Source organism: Microcoleus sp. D3_18_C4 (genome assembly GCF_036702355.1).
GTDB lineage: Bacteria > Cyanobacteriota > Cyanobacteriia > Cyanobacteriales > Microcoleaceae > Microcoleus.
Genome location: NZ_JAUBTF010000010.1, coordinates 1 through 16,030 on the forward strand (window position 1 = coordinate 1; position 16,030 = coordinate 16,030).

At 44.1% G+C, this 16,030-nt stretch carries 15 protein-coding genes; 9 read left to right on the forward strand and 6 right to left on the reverse strand.

Going from position 1 to position 16,030, the window contains the following annotated elements:
- Positions 1-101: 101 nt before the first annotated feature.
- The gene (locus tag QUA90_RS06990) at positions 102-842 is read right to left on the reverse strand and encodes a hypothetical protein (RefSeq protein WP_333444591.1); all 741 of its coding nucleotides are present in this window, start codon (positions 840-842) and stop codon (positions 102-104) included.
- A 320-nt stretch (positions 843-1,162) separates the two neighbouring features.
- Between QUA90_RS06990 and QUA90_RS06995 the strand changes: the two genes are divergently transcribed.
- Positions 1,163-2,152: a hypothetical protein gene (locus tag QUA90_RS06995; RefSeq protein ID WP_333444593.1), complete on the forward strand. Its 990-nt coding sequence runs from the start codon at positions 1,163-1,165 to the stop codon at positions 2,150-2,152.
- 51 nt (positions 2,153-2,203) lie between these two features.
- Here QUA90_RS06995 and QUA90_RS07000 read toward each other — a convergent pair whose 3' ends face one another.
- Positions 2,204-2,644 carry a hypothetical protein gene (locus QUA90_RS07000; RefSeq protein WP_333444595.1) on the reverse strand — a complete coding sequence of 147 codons (441 nt, stop codon included), beginning with the start codon at positions 2,642-2,644 and terminating at the stop codon, positions 2,204-2,206.
- 228 nt (positions 2,645-2,872) lie between these two features.
- Between QUA90_RS07000 and purB the strand changes: the two genes are divergently transcribed.
- Positions 2,873-4,168, forward strand: a complete 1,296-nt coding sequence (purB, locus tag QUA90_RS07005) for an adenylosuccinate lyase (RefSeq protein WP_333444722.1) — start codon at positions 2,873-2,875, stop codon at positions 4,166-4,168.
- Between the two features lie 300 nt (positions 4,169-4,468).
- On the forward strand, positions 4,469-5,194 hold the full coding sequence (locus tag QUA90_RS07010; protein WP_333444597.1) for a M15 family metallopeptidase: 726 nt from the start codon (positions 4,469-4,471) through the stop codon (positions 5,192-5,194).
- Positions 5,195-5,267: 73 nt separating this feature from the next.
- Here QUA90_RS07010 and QUA90_RS07015 read toward each other — a convergent pair whose 3' ends face one another.
- A complete protein-coding gene (locus QUA90_RS07015; protein WP_333327209.1) occupies positions 5,268-6,107 on the reverse strand; it encodes an SH3 domain-containing protein in 840 nt (279 codons plus the stop codon).
- A 245-nt stretch (positions 6,108-6,352) separates the two neighbouring features.
- Between QUA90_RS07015 and QUA90_RS07020 the strand changes: the two genes are divergently transcribed.
- Positions 6,353-7,726, forward strand: a complete 1,374-nt coding sequence (locus QUA90_RS07020; protein ID WP_333444599.1) for an NACHT domain-containing protein — start codon at positions 6,353-6,355, stop codon at positions 7,724-7,726.
- Positions 7,727-7,828: 102 nt separating this feature from the next.
- Here QUA90_RS07020 and QUA90_RS07025 read toward each other — a convergent pair whose 3' ends face one another.
- Positions 7,829-8,401: a Uma2 family endonuclease gene (locus QUA90_RS07025; protein ID WP_333444602.1), complete on the reverse strand. Its 573-nt coding sequence runs from the start codon at positions 8,399-8,401 to the stop codon at positions 7,829-7,831.
- A gap of 194 nt (positions 8,402-8,595) precedes the next feature.
- Between QUA90_RS07025 and QUA90_RS07030 the strand changes: the two genes are divergently transcribed.
- The 4 genes from QUA90_RS07030 (at position 8,596) to QUA90_RS07045 (ending at position 13,013) form a co-directional block, all read left to right on the forward strand.
- Entirely contained in the window at positions 8,596-9,579 is a 984-nt protein-coding gene (locus tag QUA90_RS07030) for an alpha-ketoacid dehydrogenase subunit beta (RefSeq protein ID WP_333327202.1), read from the forward strand.
- 220 nt (positions 9,580-9,799) lie between these two features.
- Positions 9,800-11,197: a protein translocase subunit SecD gene (gene secD, locus QUA90_RS07035; protein WP_333383678.1), complete on the forward strand. Its 1,398-nt coding sequence runs from the start codon at positions 9,800-9,802 to the stop codon at positions 11,195-11,197.
- A 215-nt stretch (positions 11,198-11,412) separates the two neighbouring features.
- On the forward strand, positions 11,413-12,381 hold the full coding sequence (gene secF, locus QUA90_RS07040) for a protein translocase subunit SecF (protein ID WP_333383675.1): 969 nt from the start codon (positions 11,413-11,415) through the stop codon (positions 12,379-12,381).
- 251 nt (positions 12,382-12,632) lie between these two features.
- On the forward strand, positions 12,633-13,013 hold the full coding sequence (locus QUA90_RS07045; protein ID WP_333383671.1) for a hypothetical protein: 381 nt from the start codon (positions 12,633-12,635) through the stop codon (positions 13,011-13,013).
- Between the two features lie 307 nt (positions 13,014-13,320).
- Here the strand turns inward: QUA90_RS07045 and QUA90_RS07050 are convergent, their stop codons facing one another.
- The gene (locus QUA90_RS07050; protein WP_333444604.1) at positions 13,321-14,805 is read right to left on the reverse strand and encodes an ATP-binding protein; all 1,485 of its coding nucleotides are present in this window, start codon (positions 14,803-14,805) and stop codon (positions 13,321-13,323) included.
- Between the two features lie 555 nt (positions 14,806-15,360).
- On the opposite strand from QUA90_RS07050, the gene QUA90_RS07055 reads away from it, so the two are divergent.
- Positions 15,361-15,546: a hypothetical protein gene (locus QUA90_RS07055; RefSeq protein WP_333327192.1), complete on the forward strand. Its 186-nt coding sequence runs from the start codon at positions 15,361-15,363 to the stop codon at positions 15,544-15,546.
- Between the two features lie 164 nt (positions 15,547-15,710).
- Here the strand turns inward: QUA90_RS07055 and QUA90_RS07060 are convergent, their stop codons facing one another.
- Positions 15,711-15,836: a hypothetical protein gene (locus QUA90_RS07060; protein ID WP_333444606.1), complete on the reverse strand. Its 126-nt coding sequence runs from the start codon at positions 15,834-15,836 to the stop codon at positions 15,711-15,713.
- Positions 15,837-16,030 lie beyond the last annotated feature (194 nt).

Genomic DNA, 16,030 nt, shown 5'->3' on the forward strand with positions numbered 1-16,030 from the left:
TTTTTAAACTACGACTCATAAACGCACCATAAAAGCTATCTCTCTATTATATGCAACTTCACATAAAATTGGTATTAGGCATTATGCAATCATTAAGGTATTTACATAAAAAAGTCTGTTATCGGATACACAGCCTTTGAAAATTCAGCCTCATCTTCTAAAAAATCGTCTGTATGTTCTGATAGCCTCTCAACAATATCTCTCTTGCGAGGAGAAAATTCAAATTCTTGTTTTTCATCGCTTGTTATCTGGTTGAGTTTTGTGAGCTGGTTGAGTTTTGTATTAAAATCGTCAATTAATTTCTCACATGAGTAAGCCGAGGTATATATCTGAGAATTAGTCAACTGCATTTCTAATGGGATTAGGCCCTGAAAAGTTTCTAATTTAATTAAGTCTGCTTTTATGTCTTCCATTTTTTTTAGCTTGTCTAGTAGTGTGGCATAAGATTTGTGTTTTCTAAAATCTTTGATATGAGATTTGTTTTCGTTGGCTATCGTAGAATTGCTGAGTAATTTGCGATAAAGTACGTGGATTGCAGCTTTTTCTCTATCGGAGTTCATTTTTTTATTATTTGCTTCTGCTAATAATTGCCCAATTATAAAAGTAGAAACAGGAATAACTGATGATAAAGAGCCAGGAAGTGGGTGAATCAAAAGTAGTGGAAACAAGAACGGAAAAACAAGCACTGAGAATGAAGGTATAATAATTTTATATTTATCATTTATATTTTTTAAGGAATTAAAAACATTCAGCCTGTATGCCAGCAAAAGCCCAGGTAAAGTAAGCCCAAGTAAAGCTGAAATTAATAGCTCTTCTGAATTAGGAACGTTCGTTTGAATCATATAAATAGAAATTACAACAAATGGAACCCAGAAATTCAAAATCTTCTGCATTGCTACATATATCTATGATAACTCGCAACATCTCAGACGAGATGACCTAAAGCGGGCAGAATCTTATGTTTCGATCGACTCATCTGCCAATTTTCAGTCTCTGCGGACTATCGGTCTACGGACGATGTGTCACATATCTCGATCGCCCCAAATTCCCCATCCCGACTCAAGACGGAGGCCTCGCAGATGTACAATAGGACGATCGCACTCTCCAATCTTGAATTTACCAATTATTTATTATATAATGGTGGAAAACCTTGGAGGCAATAATGAGTAAGTTGTTGGTTTTTAAACCTAATATTACCCCTGGGGACATGAACCCCCACTTCTATCCCGATTTCGCTACATTTTTTAATGCTCCCTATGCTTTTGCATATGAAGATAGCTGTTTTTATTATGCTTTATCTAAAGATATTCCCTTTAACCTTCTAGCTATAGAAGAACAAAAATCTAAATATACAACCCTAGAAGACTGGATTAAAAATAAGTTTAAAGCAACTGATATTCGCCCTTCAGTGAATCAAGCTGGGAAATTTTATAAACGTATGTGGCATCCATCAGATTATCTATTGCCAGAATTACTTATATCTAATCCAGAAAGCTATACCCAATCTCTTGTGGTAATTGAACTATTGATAAAAAAAATGAATGAATTATTTTTGACCATAGAACCCACACATAAAAATGTTCATGTGTTTGGACTTAAAATACGCGAATTATTACTACTTGCTTGTATGGAAGTCGAAGCCTCTTGGAAAGGAGTATTAAAAGAGCACGAATACATTAAAAACAGTAAACAACCCTGGAATACCAAGGATTATGTAAAACTCTTGGAACCTATGTGCTTAGCTAATTATAGCTTAGCTCTTAGATCGTATCCAAATTTTCTTCATTTTCAACCTTTTAGTTCCTGGAATCCAGATCAAGCTACCCAATCACTTTATTGGTATAATGCCTACAACAAAACCAAACATGACCGAGAAGCATCTTTACATGAAGCAACATTACTTCATGCGATTCACTCTGTTGGTGCTGTAGTTGTGATGTTCTGCGCTCAATTTGGAATACCCCAAAAGCAATCTTTGTTTGATATCGTTATCTCTACCTTCGATATCTCTTTGGAACCTTGCCCCGAAAGGTTTTATATTCCTTTCAGGACTAGAGATACAGCGAACCCCGAGTTTAGTGATAGTAAATACTGTTTCAAAGTGGACAAAGATACAAATCTTGAGGATTCTGCTATGACCACTGATACTTAAAAGGTTGGGAAGGTATAGCTCCGATTTGGGGTCTATACCTTCCCTTCCGGCTTAATTCCTTACATCAATATTTTTTAATTCGGATAACTTATTTTCCCAGCCTGTTTGATAGGCTAGATCCAATGCCTCAGCAGAATTAATGGAAAAAGCATCTTTGTAATCAGGAGAAGATTTATGCGTTAATGAATCCTTTTTATAAGCCTTTTTGTAGTAATCTTCATTTCCGTCGGGATCAGTCTGGTTACAAGAGTAATAATGCTCCATACAATCCACCCATCCCTTTGCATGAGCAATGGCTTCATCTGCTGTTGAGTAGTCTGGGGTGTTATATTTCTCAGAGTTAGTTACAACTGGTGTAGGATAATTTCCATCAGGCTTTACGAAGCCTGCTATTATTCGGGGTGTATAGGAAACCACGCAGTATACTTCTGACCTAATATTTTTAACTTCAAGGCGAGTCTTTCCATATAGATTATTGCGATAATTACTCATAACGAATGACCTTAGTAGATTTTTAAAGTTTACCCTTTCATTCTAGCAAATTTTGTACAAGGTCGAGCTTGACAAATATTCCAATTTAGAATAAGGAGTCCACGCAGTCTTGTCCGGTGGTTGGGGAGTCGGAAACTTGACGCCCGATCGCCCGAAATTCCCCATCCCGACTCAAGACGGAGGCCTCGCAGAGGTACAATAGGACGATCGCATTCCCCAACTCCCACCGTGATAGAGCGCTACACTTTGCCCGAAATGGGCAACATCTGGACTGAAACTGCCAAACTCAAAAGCTGGCTGCAAGTAGAAATCGCTGTCTGCGAAGCTCAAGCCGAACTCGGCTACATCCCCGCCGCCGCAGTCGAAGAAATCAAAGCTAAGGCTAATTTTGACCCCAAACGAGTCGTCGAAATTGAAGCCGAAGTCCGCCACGATATGATCGCATTCTTGACAAATGTCAACGAATATGTAGGCGATGCCGGACGCTACATCCACCTCGGCTTAACCAGTTCCGATGTGCTCGATACTGCTTTGGCGCTGCAATTAGTCGCCAGCGTCAATATCTTGTTAGAACGTGTCGAAGAATTGAGTCAAGCTATTCGCTATCAGGCTCAACAGCATCGCAATACCGTCATGGTTGGCCGATCGCACGGAATTCACGCCGAACCCATCACCTTTGGCTTTAAACTAGCAGGATGGCTGGCAGAAGTCTTTCGCAGTCGTGAAAGATTGGTGCATTTGCGATCGTCGATTGCAGTCGGCAAAATCTCCGGCGCAGTCGGAACCTATGCTAATATTGACCCGCGAATTGAAGCGATCGCCTGTCAAAACCTCGGACTCGAACCGGATACCGCATCGACTCAAGTCATTTCGCGCGATCGACACGCCGAATACGTCCAAACCTTAGCACTGTTAGCAGCATCGATCGAGCGTTTTGCAGTAGAAATCCGCAACCTGCAACGCACCGACGTTCTCGAAGTCGAAGAATTCTTTTCCAAAGGGCAAAAAGGCTCATCCGCCATGCCCCACAAACGCAACCCGATTCGATCGGAAAGACTCACAGGAATGGCGAGAATCGTCCGCGCCAACGCCGTCGCAGCCTTAGAAAACGTTGCACTTTGGCACGAACGAGACATCTCTCACAGTTCCGTAGAACGGATGATTTTGCCCGACAGTTCTACAGTAACTCACTTCATGTTAGTAGAAACCACAGACTTAGTAAAACACCTGCTAGTCTATCCCGAAAACATGAAGCGAAACATGAACCTTTACGGCGGAGTCATTTTCAGCCAGCGCGTGATGTTAGCCTTAGTAGAAAAAGGCACGAGTCGCGAAGACGCATACAAAATTGTGCAATCTTGTGCTCACGAAGCTTGGAACAAACCGGGCGGCAATTTCTACAATTTAATTGCTAAGGACGATCGGGTAACAGCTAAGATGACGACCAAAGAAATTGATGATTGTTTCGATCCGCAGTATCAATTGAGGCACTTAGATTTAGTGTATCAGCGCTTGGGAATTTGAGGACAATTAACAATTAAAAATGACTCAGAGAGAAAAGAGAGCGAGCGTTCTCGCGCTTGTCCCACAGTCCGCCGGGGGTTTAAACCCCCGTCTCATAGCTAAAGTCGGTTAAAACCGACTGAAAGACTCATAAAATAAAAGTTTTAGAGAAATATTTCAGTCCTCTTCAGAGGACTTTAGCTATGAGACAGGGGTTTCAACCCCTGTCGGTCTGGCGGGCTAGCAGACAACACGAAAAGCGCGAAAATTCCCCAAGATATGAAATGTAAAAACTCTATTAAATATCCAATTAACAGAGCTATGAAATTAAACCGATTTACAAAATATTTAATTGTATTCGCTCTAATATTGCTATCTACAACCACACTGAATTATACAACGTCGATTCGCGCCCAGGAGCCGCCACAAGTGCAAATTACCCAACCAGAACCACACCAAGTAGTACCTGAAAGTATTTTCATGAGTCAACTTCCCAGTTCGGCGCGACTGGTTGACATCCGCACCGTAAATCCCAACATTCGCCTCGATATCCGATACGCCACTACTAACAATTTCTTGAAACGAAAGCTTTACCCTATATCGAAATGCGCCTTGAGAAGTTCTGTTGCTCAACAGTTAGGGCGAGTTCAAACAGATTTGGAAAAAATCGGATTGGGGTTGAAAGTTTACGATTGCTACAGGCCTTTCTCTGTGACTAAGCAAATGTGGCAAGCTTGGCCCGATCCGCGCTATGTTGCTAATCCTGCTAGAGGTTCGCGGCACAATCGCGGCGCTGCTATTGATTTGACTTTAGTCGATCGCACTGGCAAAGAATTAGAAATGCCTACACCTTACGATGATTTTACCGAAAAAGCTCATGGAGATTATCAAGGCGGCAGCGCGGAATCTCGGAAAAATCGTCAATTACTTAAGGATGCGATGAAAAAACACGGATTTATCGGTATCACAACTGAATGGTGGCACTTTGATTCGGAAGATTGGCAGAAATTTGCGATTCTTGATATCTCGCTGGGAACGATTCCTTAATTATACTATTGATTAAAAGTCGCAGATCCGGGTAGGGGCAGGGCAGTGCCTGTTCCCACAGATGTCAAGTAAATTAGCGCAATTTAACCGAAAATTCGTATTCGTATCCCCGGAAATTAGAGTCTAATTGTAATGTGTAATTGCCTGTTACTGGGACTTTTCCAGTCCACTCTGTTTCATTGCCTTGATAAGGATCTCCAGCTAAAAGTTTGCCACGAGGAGTTATAATTTGCGGGAAAACTTCTTGGCGATTCGTAACAGTCATTGTTTGACCTTTTCGGGCGCGAATCCGGTAAGAGTGGCTGCCGCCGCCGATAATTCGCCCTTTAACAATCGCCTCATCTCCTCCCGGCAGAAAATTAATCTGCTGGGTGACATTAGAACAACTGCTTTCGGTGCGGTTTTTGGCAATCCAACCGGGCGGATCGGTAATTCGCAGCCAACCGTTTTGTTCTTCGGCAACTGAAACAAAGGTATTATTTTTAAGTTTTCCTACTACGTTGCTGCCCCTTACTTGCGGGATAGATCGCACATTTAGCGGTGGATTCGGATCGCTGACTACAGCCATACTGATTTTGCAACCCGAATCTGGGGGTGTGACAACTACTGGCTCAACTTTTCGTGGAGGGACTCCTGCAACTAGCGAGGATTGAACAGCCGGGGTTTTTGCCGGTTGGCGTGGGGATTTCGGAGATTCTGCAGCCGGGGTTTGTGCTTGCAGAGGTTCTGGTTGCCGAGATTCAGGGTTGTTCGTCGGCCCTGCAATCTCGTTTCTGGTGGATGCCGGGGATTCTGCAAGGGGAAGATCGGATTGTTTCATCGCACCCGACTGTATAGTTGCAACAGCCACTCCCACCGCTGTTGCCACTCCTGCTAAGCTTACTGTGATGATTTGAGCCTTCGTAAATGACATAAAAAACCCTCTCTGTATCTGTACTAATAATTTTTGTTTGGGAGTTGGGGCGATCGCCAGTTAATTTACAGTGGAAATACCTAGTGCTGCCCACAGGGTCAGGATTTTTAGATAAAATTTCAGAGCCATAATTGTCGCAATAATTTGAGTAAATATATACTGGACGCCTATACTGATGGTAATCTTGCTCTGGGTTATTTGCGCGCCAATTTGCGAAGGTAAGCGTTCAGCGCGAGGTACATAAAATGTCAAAATTGATTCCTCTAAGATTACAACCGCCTCGCGATCGATTGTTGGAGAAGGTGAAGCAGGAAGTCCAAGCAGGGCTCGCGCAGTCTTTGCACGCCGCTGTACTGGCTAACCTCAGTCAAGACTCGTCGCCAACGGGTGTTAACCGCTGTTGGGATGTGGAAGTGAAAGCGGGCAACCGTCCGAGTTTTCGGCTTCCTCCCAAAGCAAGCATGGCTAAAGTGTTCGATCGCGCCGGCGGCAAATTGGTAATTTTGGGAGCCACGGGTGCAGGCAAAACTACGACGCTGCTAGAATTAGCTCGCGTGTTAGTTTCCCGCGCCCAAAAAGATGCTAGTTTGCCAGTACCAGTGCTGTTTGAACTCGGATCGTGGAAAGCAGAATCTGGGGCGATCGCCGATTGGTTAATTGCTCAACTTCAGTTCAAATACGGCATCTCTCCTGCTGTCGGCAAAAAATGGCTGACCGAACAACAATTGCTGCCTCTCCTCGACGGCTTGGACGAAGTAGAAACCCACCGCCAAAATAGCTGCATTCAAGCAATCAATCAGTTTGTGGAAAGCGAATTTAAACCCAAACATTTAGTAGCTTGCAGCAGTTTTGAAGCTTACAAAAACTGCGAAACTAGATTTCGCCTGCAAGCAGCAGTTTTGTTGAAACCTTTAAGAGAAACTCAAATTCAAAATTATCTGCTAGAAGCCAGAAGCCGCGAACTTTGGTACAGCATTGAACACGAGCCGGAGTTGTTGAAATTGGCAAAAGTTCCCTTGCTTTTGAGCATGATGGCTCTGGCTTACGACGATATTTTAATTGAAGCTTGGAAGCGCATAACTTCTCCAGAAGAACAGCGCAAATATCTGTTAACTGCCTATATTCGCCACCAAATGACCGGGCAAGTCAAGCAGTATCCCAGAGGTAAGGAACTGCGGCCGGAACAAATTCGCCACTGGCTGGGATGGTTGGCCAGAAGGATGGAACAGCAAGGAATTCAAGAATTTTACCTCGATCGCATACCGTCTAGCTGGCTGCAGACAGAGGAGGAACGGCGCAAGTATCAGTTTGGAGTTAAGCTGCTTGGCGGGCTGATTTGGGTGATTTTGGGATTAATTGCCACCCTAGTCTCCGGGTCGATTTGGGGAATAATTGCGGGTGCTGTTGCTGCGGTAATTAGTGCTTTTTTGCCGGGAATTCCGGGGATTGAAAGTTTTATATTGCGCCTTGTGCTGTGGTCGAACGGCTACATTCCTTGGGATTACAAGCGTTTTCTCGATGCTGCGACCGATCGCCTGCTACTGCAAAAAACGGGCGATCGGCGCTATCGATTTATTCACGATTTATTGCAAAAACATTTTGCTGAAATTAGTCATTAGACAAGATAAGAAAACTCGCCCTCCCTCTTAAAATCATCTGCGTTAATCTGCGTTAATCTGCGCTTTTCTGACAATAAAACATTTATGCAATAAGCCTATTAGTTAAAAGTTTGGCGGTATTTTTGCCATCTGAAATAGCTGTTGCGCTGTAAATTCTAATCCATCAAAAAGTGTATCTATTAATAGCGTATCTCCCATATAAGTCTGCGGTGCTGCATCGGGGTAAAAAACTGTAATGCTTCTCGCCTTGCTATCTACTACCCAAACCCGCAATACCTTAGCATCTAAATAATCTCTCGCTTTAGCAGCTAACTGACCGAAAGTTTGTTCTGGGGAAATAATTTCTATGACTAATTCAGGGACTACAGGACAGGCTTCATCTTGATTCCAGTCAGGAGATAAGCGTTGGTAAGAAACATATAAAAGATCGGGTACTGGCACCCAGTCTCGCCCGTGGCGGGTTAATTTTACCGCCCATTCTACACCAATTTCTCCCCGTTCCTCACCCCACTGTTCTAGGAGTTTTATTAGGCTTCTGGTGAGGCGAGAATGAAATTTTTTAGGTGACATTTTCGGTACTGCTTGCTCGTCAATAAGTTCGTAGGTAATATCGCCTTCTCCTTCGGGAAGAGAGAGAAACTCTTCCAGAGTGAGTTGAGTTTTTGTCTGGAGCATAATATTCCTCTGCTGTGGGCAGGCAAGTTAGTATTATTTTAACTTAAATATTCGTTGACATAATACAAATGTTATGATAAAGATTGGCCAAGTCTCAGGTTTTAACTGTCAAATTTGCGATCGACTCCTAGATCGACACCCCCAAAAGGTTAATATTCTAGTCTGACCCTCCTGCAATCATTGCTTAACCTCCTATGGCAGAAACCTTATTGTTCAACGCCCTCCGCGAGGCGTTAGACGAAGAAATGGCCCGCGACTCCGCCGTATTCGTACTCGGCGAAGACGTAGGTCAATACGGCGGTTCCTACAAAGTCACCAAAGACCTCTACAACAAATACGGCGAACTTAGAGTGCTCGACACCCCGATCGCCGAAAATAGCTTTACAGGCCTAGCAGTAGGCGCAGCAATGACGGGACTCCGGCCGGTCATCGAAGGCATGAACATGGGCTTTTTGCTGCTGGCCTTCAACCAAATTTCCAATAATGCCGGAATGCTGCGCTACACATCCGGCGGCAACTTCAAAATGCCGATGGTAATTCGTGGGCCTGGCGGCGTGGGCCGGCAACTCGGCGCGGAACACTCCCAGCGGTTAGAAGCATATTTCCAAGCTGTACCGGGTTTGAAAATAGTCGCCTGTTCGACTCCCTACAACGCCAAAGGACTCTTAAAATCAGCCATCCGCGACGATAACCCCGTTCTGTTTTTCGAGCACGTTCTTCTTTACAACCTCAAAGAAAATTTGCCAGAAACAGAATATTTAGTGCCGCTGGACAAAGCAGAAATTGTGCGATCGGGCAAAGATGTCACAATCGTGACTTATTCCCGGATGCGGCACCACGTCATGCAAGCCGTGCCCGCCCTGGTAAAAGAAGGTTACGATCCAGAAGTAATCGACCTAATTTCTCTCAAACCCCTGGACATGGAGACAATTGGCGAATCCATTCGCAAAACTCACAAAGTAATCATTGTAGAGGAGTGCATGAAAACAGGAGGCATTGGTGCCGAACTCATTGCTTCGATTAGCGATCGATTTTTTGACGAACTCGACGCACCGGTTTTGCGCCTGTCTTCACAAGATATTCCCACACCTTACAACGGCAATTTGGAAAGACTGACCATTGTCCAGCCCACTCAAATTGTCGAAGCCGTCCAAAAAATGGTAGCTTTGCGAGTATAAATAGTCATCAGTCATTAGCCATTAGTCATTAGTTATCACTCTTTGGTTGTTCGCTAAAACTAACGATATCTGCCAGCAGGACATTGATGCTAAAACACGGATGCACAGATTGATTATTTCTTCCATCTAACTACTAACTAATGACCAATGACTAATGACTAATGACTAATGACTAATGACTAATGACTAATGACTAATGACTAATGACTAATAATTAAATATGCAAAAACAACGTTCAATATTAGCCCTAATTTTTGTTTTAATCATCGCCGCTATTACTGTAATAGTAACAATTCCGACGCGGCTGGGATTAGACTTGCAAGGAGGATCGCAACTCACAATTCAGGTAAAAACTACCCCCACAATTCCCAAAATAGACCAGGGAATGTTAGAAGCTGTGCGGCGGATTGTCGAAAACCGGGTTAACGGTTTGGGAGTTTCCGAAGCATTAGTCCAAACAGTAGGAGAAGACCAAATTCTCGTGCAGTTGCCCGGAGTAAATGACCCGCAGCAAGCAGAACGAGTTTTGGGAGGCACGGCAAAGCTAGAATTTCTGGAACAACTGCCTGGAACAGAAGCACAATTAGCCATTGAAAGGCAGTTGCAGCAGGAATTGCTGGTCAAACAAGCAGAATTGAAAACCAGCCCTAATGAGGCAGCAATTAAAGAAAATCAGGCTGCTTTGAAAAGAAGCAATGAGGCGATAGCCAAACTCTTCAAAAGCACCGGCCTCGGTGGCGAAAACCTCAAAGACGCTCAACCTCAACCCTTGGCGGCTGGGAACAACTGGAATGTTGCTCTTGTTTTCGATACCAAAGGAGGCGAACTCTTTGCCCAACTAACTAAAAATTTAGCAGGTACCGGACGCAGCATCGGTATTTTCCTAGACGAAAGAATGATCAGTTCTCCAGTCGTCGGCGTTGAATTTGCCCAGGCAGGAATTACTGGTGGAAGTGCCGTAATTCAAGGCAACTTTACAACGCAAGAAGCCAACGATTTGGCAGTGCAATTGCGGGGCGGCGCTTTGCCGGTGCCTGTCGAAATTGTAGAAAACCGCACGATCGGCGCTAGCTTGGGTAAAGACAGCATTCAAAGCAGTATTAACGCAGGTATCGGCGGCTTAGTTTTAGTCTTGATTTTCATGGTTGCCTACTATCGACTCCCTGGCGTAATTGCTAATATTGCGCTGTTAATTTATGCTCTATTAACTTGGGCAGCTTTCGTGCTTTTGGGAGTGACATTAACGCTGCCGGGAATTGCTGGTTTTGTGCTCAGCATCGGGATGGCAGTGGATGCTAACGTGCTGATTTTTGAGCGCACGCGGGAAGAGTTGCGGGCGGGGAAATCGCTTTATCGATCGGTTGAATCGGGTTTTTACCGCGCTTTTTCCAGCATTTTAGACGGTAACGTCACAACAGTTATTGCTTGTGCTGCTTTGTTCTGGTTGGGTGCTGGTTTAGTTAAAGGGTTTGCTGTAACTCTAGCATTGGGCGTAGTAGTGAGTATGTTTACTGCTATTACTTGCAGCCGCACTCTGCTGTTCGTAGTATTGAGCTTTCCAGCATTGCGGAAACCTCAGTGGTTCTGTCCCGATTTGTCGAAAACTGCTAATAGTTAACTGTTGACTGTTGACTGTTGACTGTTGACTGTTGACTGTTAACTTCTTCCTTCCTTCTTACATCCGTTACATTCGTTAAGCTGAGGCGCATCTAAATTTGACAATCAAATTCGAGCAAATTCTTGTGGGGTGGGCGTCCCGCCCGCCCAAAAATACAATTTAGATGCGTAACAGCTTACACAATCCGTTGCCGAACTTCCCTCTTCCTTCAAATTATGAAATTTAGTGTAATCAAATATCGATCGCTCTGGTGGAGTATTTCCGCCGCTATAATCCTCGCAGGTATAGTGTCGATGGCGATTTCTTGGACTCGTCCCGACATCCGCGCACCACTGCGCCCCAGTTTGGACTTTATCGGTGGCACTCGGCTGCAATTTGAACTCGACTGCACGAAACCGGGAAATTGTAAACCCATCGATCTTGCTGCTGTCCGCCAAGTCCTGGACACCCAAGGTTTAGCGGGCAGTAGCATTCAAGTTATCGGCAAAGAACAGCGAGGTTTATCGCTGCGAACAAAAACTTTGGATGTCGAACAGCGGACTAATTTGCAAACAGCTTTGAGCGAAAAAATAGGGGCTTTTGCTCCTCAATCTACTCAAATTGATACGGTTGGGCCTACCCTCGGTAAACAATTATTTACTTCGGGATTGTTGGCTTTATTTCTTTCCTTTGCTGGAATTACGGTTTATCTAACATTTCGGTTTCAGTTGGATTATGCCTTTTTTGCTTTCGTTGCTCTCTTCCACGACGTGTTGGTTACTCTGGGTGTTTTCTCATTTTTGGGTTTAGTTCAAGGAGTGGAAGTTGACAGTTTATTTGTGGTCGCGCTCTTGACAATTATCGGTTTTTCTGTTAACGATACTGTGGTAATTTACGATCGCGTGCGAGAAGTAATCAAGCTAAATCCGGGACAGTCGATCGATCAAATTGTCGATGATGCTGTCATGCAGACACTGGGAAGGTCAATTAACACAACATTTACCACGCTGCTGACATTGTTTTCAATCTTTTTGTTTGGCGGCGAAACCCTCAAATACTTTGCTTTAGCTTTGATTGTCGGCTTTATTGCGGGTGCGTATTCGAGTATTTTCATTGCCAGTACGCTGCTAGCTTGGTGGCGCACTCGGACGGCCCACTCTATCCCCGTCCCAGCAGAAGGAATCAACCAGTCAGAGGAAGTTTAATTGACTGTGAACGGTTAACTGTGAACGGTTAACTGTTGACGGTTAACTGTTGACGGTTAACTGTTGACTGACTAATAAATAATCAATAACAAATGACAAATGACAAATGACAAATAATATCATGTCCGATCGAGCGATTAAAAGGGCGGGTTTTTGAGATTGTCAATTATTGGCAGATATTTTTCGTGAACCCGCCCCTACCGTATTAGGGGTAATCGACCGGACATAATATAACAAATAACAAATAACAAATGACTACTGACCAAACTTTTCAAATCGAAGTCCAAAGGCTTCACAAACTAACAGTTTACGGCCGCTGGTTAACAGTGATATTGCTGTGGATTAGCGTCGGTTCTTTGAGCATTTGGGGTTTGCGCCGCGAAATCGCTTTGTGGTTAGAACACTTCACTTGGGCGGCGGTGCGCTACGGTTTATCTTTTCATCGCTGGCCCACTCTCGGTTTGGGTTTGTGCTTGGGGATGACTTTAGGAGTGCTAACTTGGCAAAGTCGCAATATGGTGCGAGGATTGCCCCTGCGGGAAAAACAGGGTTTGGAACAACAAGTTCGCCGCATTCGCCAACAGGGGCCGAGTCATCCTTTGTGGAAGTGGGTTTGCAAAAATTCGCGGTAGCTGACTGGCTTTATTCTTTAGTCTCAAGCAAAAGGGACGAAAGTTTGACTCTTAAGCGGTTTCAACGGCCGAGTCCCTAACTTTTATTGCTTCTTCCTTCTTCCTGACATCCGTTACATCCGTTACATCTGAAATCTTGCACCCTTCTCAATAAGCTTTTTATGAACAGGCTTTCCGGCCTGTTCCACAAAGAGTGAATTTTCTTGTGGAACAGGCCGGAAAGCCTGTTCTGGAGAATCGTACAATATCTCAGTTAAATCCGTTACATCCGTCGAGCGAATCCGTTGCCGAACTTCCTTCTGCTATATCACGCAAAGCGAGGCAAAATCTGTGCTAGGGAAGACTGTTGAAGCGGAATTTCGATCGCAAATTCTGCTCCTTTTCCTGGTTCCGAAAAGCACTTCAATGCGCCACGGTGTTGGTTGACAACAATTTCATAGCTAATCGACAGTCCCAAACCCGTTCCTTGGCCGACCGGCTTAGTAGTAAAGAAAGGGTCAAACAACCGCTTCCGAACATCTTCTGTCATCCCAGGGCCGTTGTCAGAAATTTTAATTAGTACCTTTTTTTTCTCAATTAACTCGGTGCGAATCCGAATCGTAGGAACGAGGCGGGTAGACTGAGAAAGTGATAATTGAGTCTTTGTACAAGACTGCTTTTCTTCGCCGGATTGCGACTTTTTCGCGTTTTTTTTATCAACCTTTTCATGTTTATTAGACTCAACCAGAGCGTAAATTGCATTAAGTAAAATATTCATAAATACCTGATTGAGCTGTCCGGGATAGCACTGCACCAGCGGCAAGTCGCTGTATTCTTTGTGAATTTCGATCGCCTCCTGCCCCGGTTTCCCTTTAAGCTGGCTTTGCAAAAGCATAATCGTGTTGTTGATACCGTCGTGAATGTTGACCTGCTTCATTTCAGCTTCGTCTAATCTGCAAAAATTCCGCAGCGACAAAACGATGTCGCGCACTCTTTCTGCACCTTGCTGCATAGAATTTAAGACTTTAGGCAAGTCTTCTAGCAAATAATCGAGTTCGATTTTTTCTGCTTCCGCTTCAATTGCTGCGATGGGTTCGGGACAGTGCTGTCGGTAGATGTCGAGCATCCGCATTAAACATTGCGTGTACTCTTTAGCGTGGTGCAAATTGCTATAAATAAAGCCGATCGGATTGTTGATTTCGTGAGCTACTCCTGCTACTAACTGCCCCAAAGAAGACATTTTTTCTGTTTGAATTAGTTGAGTTTGAGTGCGCTGAAGTTCCAGCAAGGCAAGTTCGAGCTGTTGGGCTTGATGTCTCAATTGCGCTTGCGACTCGCGCATCGCTACGGTTGATAACTCGTGAATTTGCAACTGAGAAAGCAGCAGTTGGTGTACGTCTAAAAGTTTGTAAGTTTCCGGTTCTACTTGTACTACAATTGGTTCGTGGATTAGTTCGGGCGATCGCTCCAAAGACTGCCGCACTGCCGTCATAATTGAGGTTTCGCGATCGAGAACCAACATATCAGTTTTAGTAAAGCGGTAGAGTATGAACAAAGGCTGTTGAGAAAATAACTCCAAGCTGTAGGGGCGGCTCATGTGTTCAAAATAACGCCGCCGCGAAATCATCCCGATAAACTTTCCTTGCTGAGTGATGATGATGCCGGGAACTAAAGGGTTTGCTTGAAAAATTTTAGCAACTTCGGCCCCCGGACACTCAGATTCTAAGAGAAAGTCGTACAGGGTTAATTCCTGTAGAGTCGATCGCAAACCAAGCGGCGATTTTAGGGGACTCAACCCGTCAGTTTCATACACTGCTCCCTCCTTTGGTAATTGGCAGTTGCGGTTGGCTGCTGGAGTCTTGCCTACTATTTAGAAGGTTTTTTCAACTCTTTTTATAGCTTAGTCATCAACTTCTCTCTGCTCCCTCGAATCCAGTTAATTCAGCAGGATTTTTTTTCCTTAAATCGTGCTGGTGTCCCCCGAAACGATATTGCAGGTTAGATTGATTTAACAGCAGACACCCCTTTGAAACCTGACTATGTAGTAAATTTTATATATCCAAGATTTTACTAATCCGAATATAACAGTCATAACTATTTTTAATGTTTGATGACATTAATTTGGTTCAGATGGATAAACATCTGCGACCTGTGGCAGTACATTTCGTATTACCCCTTGCGTAAAATTATATTACAATAAGACAAGAATAGCGACAAATCGGCTGCCGATCGCGCGATTTTAAAATTCAGGCAAAACAGGTTTCCGGCAATTGCTAATAAATCTCAATTGTCAGTTTTTTGCACAAATTGCCGATCGCACTCAACCTGGGGATTGTATTGTAGGTTGTCTCCGAGCCAGGGACAGCCGATGGCGAGCAATTTGTCAAGTTGGGCAGCTTATAGTTTAGCCGCATCGATGCTCCAAAGCTTCACCGACGAAATTTTTCCCGGCAGATGCTTAAGTTGTGCGATCGCAACTAAAACTCATGCTCCACACATCCGCTTGATGTTCCTTAAAAATTTGCAGAAAAGTACCGTCTGGCTGCCAACTTGATATTTAAATTCTCTCGCTGGAAAATCCGAGACGGAGAATCAAGAGGAAGCAGAAGGAAATAATTGTATCTTACCCGACTTTTCTCCAACCTCCACTTCACTTTGAGGAAGTTGGTTTGGTTGCGATAATCTTTCGATCATTATTACTTCTCCTCCCCCTTGATTTTAGGCAATTCTCATTAGAAACTCTAAGATGTTGATTTGAGGAACCTCCGGGGGTGGGGTTTGGTTGGGCGATCGCACTGAGCTAAATTGAAATGACATATGAGGAAAGTAAACGACGGTTTCCATGTGCGGTTTCCCGAACGAGAGGTGGTAATTGTATACACGGCGGGACGATCGTACTTTCAGTACAATGTCACTATTTCAACCGGTACACCTGTTGAGTCTGAGTCTGTGAGAGTGTGAAAGTCGCTCTCATCCTTTGGCTATCTGAATTGGAGGTTTTTCAAGGGTGGGGCGACGCGAGGACCAGAAGCAGACAG

Excerpts from the sequence above, each read along its gene's own strand:
- secD (WP_333383678.1), top strand. The coding sequence starts at position 9,800 with ATGCAAAAACAACGTTCAATATTAGCCCTAATTTTTGTTTTAATCATC.
- QUA90_RS07045 (WP_333383671.1), top strand. The coding sequence starts at position 12,633 with ATGACTACTGACCAAACTTTTCAAATCGAAGTCCAAAGGCTTCACAAA.
- QUA90_RS07010 (WP_333444597.1), top strand. The coding sequence starts at position 4,469 with ATGAAATTAAACCGATTTACAAAATATTTAATTGTATTCGCTCTAATA.
- QUA90_RS07030 (WP_333327202.1), top strand. The coding sequence starts at position 8,596 with ATGGCAGAAACCTTATTGTTCAACGCCCTCCGCGAGGCGTTAGACGAA.
- QUA90_RS07055 (WP_333327192.1), top strand. The coding sequence starts at position 15,361 with ATGGCGAGCAATTTGTCAAGTTGGGCAGCTTATAGTTTAGCCGCATCG.
- QUA90_RS07020 (WP_333444599.1), top strand. The coding sequence starts at position 6,353 with ATGTCAAAATTGATTCCTCTAAGATTACAACCGCCTCGCGATCGATTG.
- QUA90_RS07060 (WP_333444606.1), bottom strand. The coding sequence starts at position 15,836 with ATGGAAACCGTCGTTTACTTTCCTCATATGTCATTTCAATTTAGCTCA.
- secF (WP_333383675.1), top strand. The coding sequence starts at position 11,413 with ATGAAATTTAGTGTAATCAAATATCGATCGCTCTGGTGGAGTATTTCC.
- QUA90_RS07025 (WP_333444602.1), bottom strand. The coding sequence starts at position 8,401 with ATGCTCCAGACAAAAACTCAACTCACTCTGGAAGAGTTTCTCTCTCTT.
- QUA90_RS07000 (WP_333444595.1), bottom strand. The coding sequence starts at position 2,644 with ATGAGTAATTATCGCAATAATCTATATGGAAAGACTCGCCTTGAAGTT.
- QUA90_RS07015 (WP_333327209.1), bottom strand. The coding sequence starts at position 6,107 with ATGTCATTTACGAAGGCTCAAATCATCACAGTAAGCTTAGCAGGAGTG.
- QUA90_RS06995 (WP_333444593.1), top strand. The coding sequence starts at position 1,163 with ATGAGTAAGTTGTTGGTTTTTAAACCTAATATTACCCCTGGGGACATG.
- QUA90_RS06990 (WP_333444591.1), bottom strand. The coding sequence starts at position 842 with ATGATTCAAACGAACGTTCCTAATTCAGAAGAGCTATTAATTTCAGCT.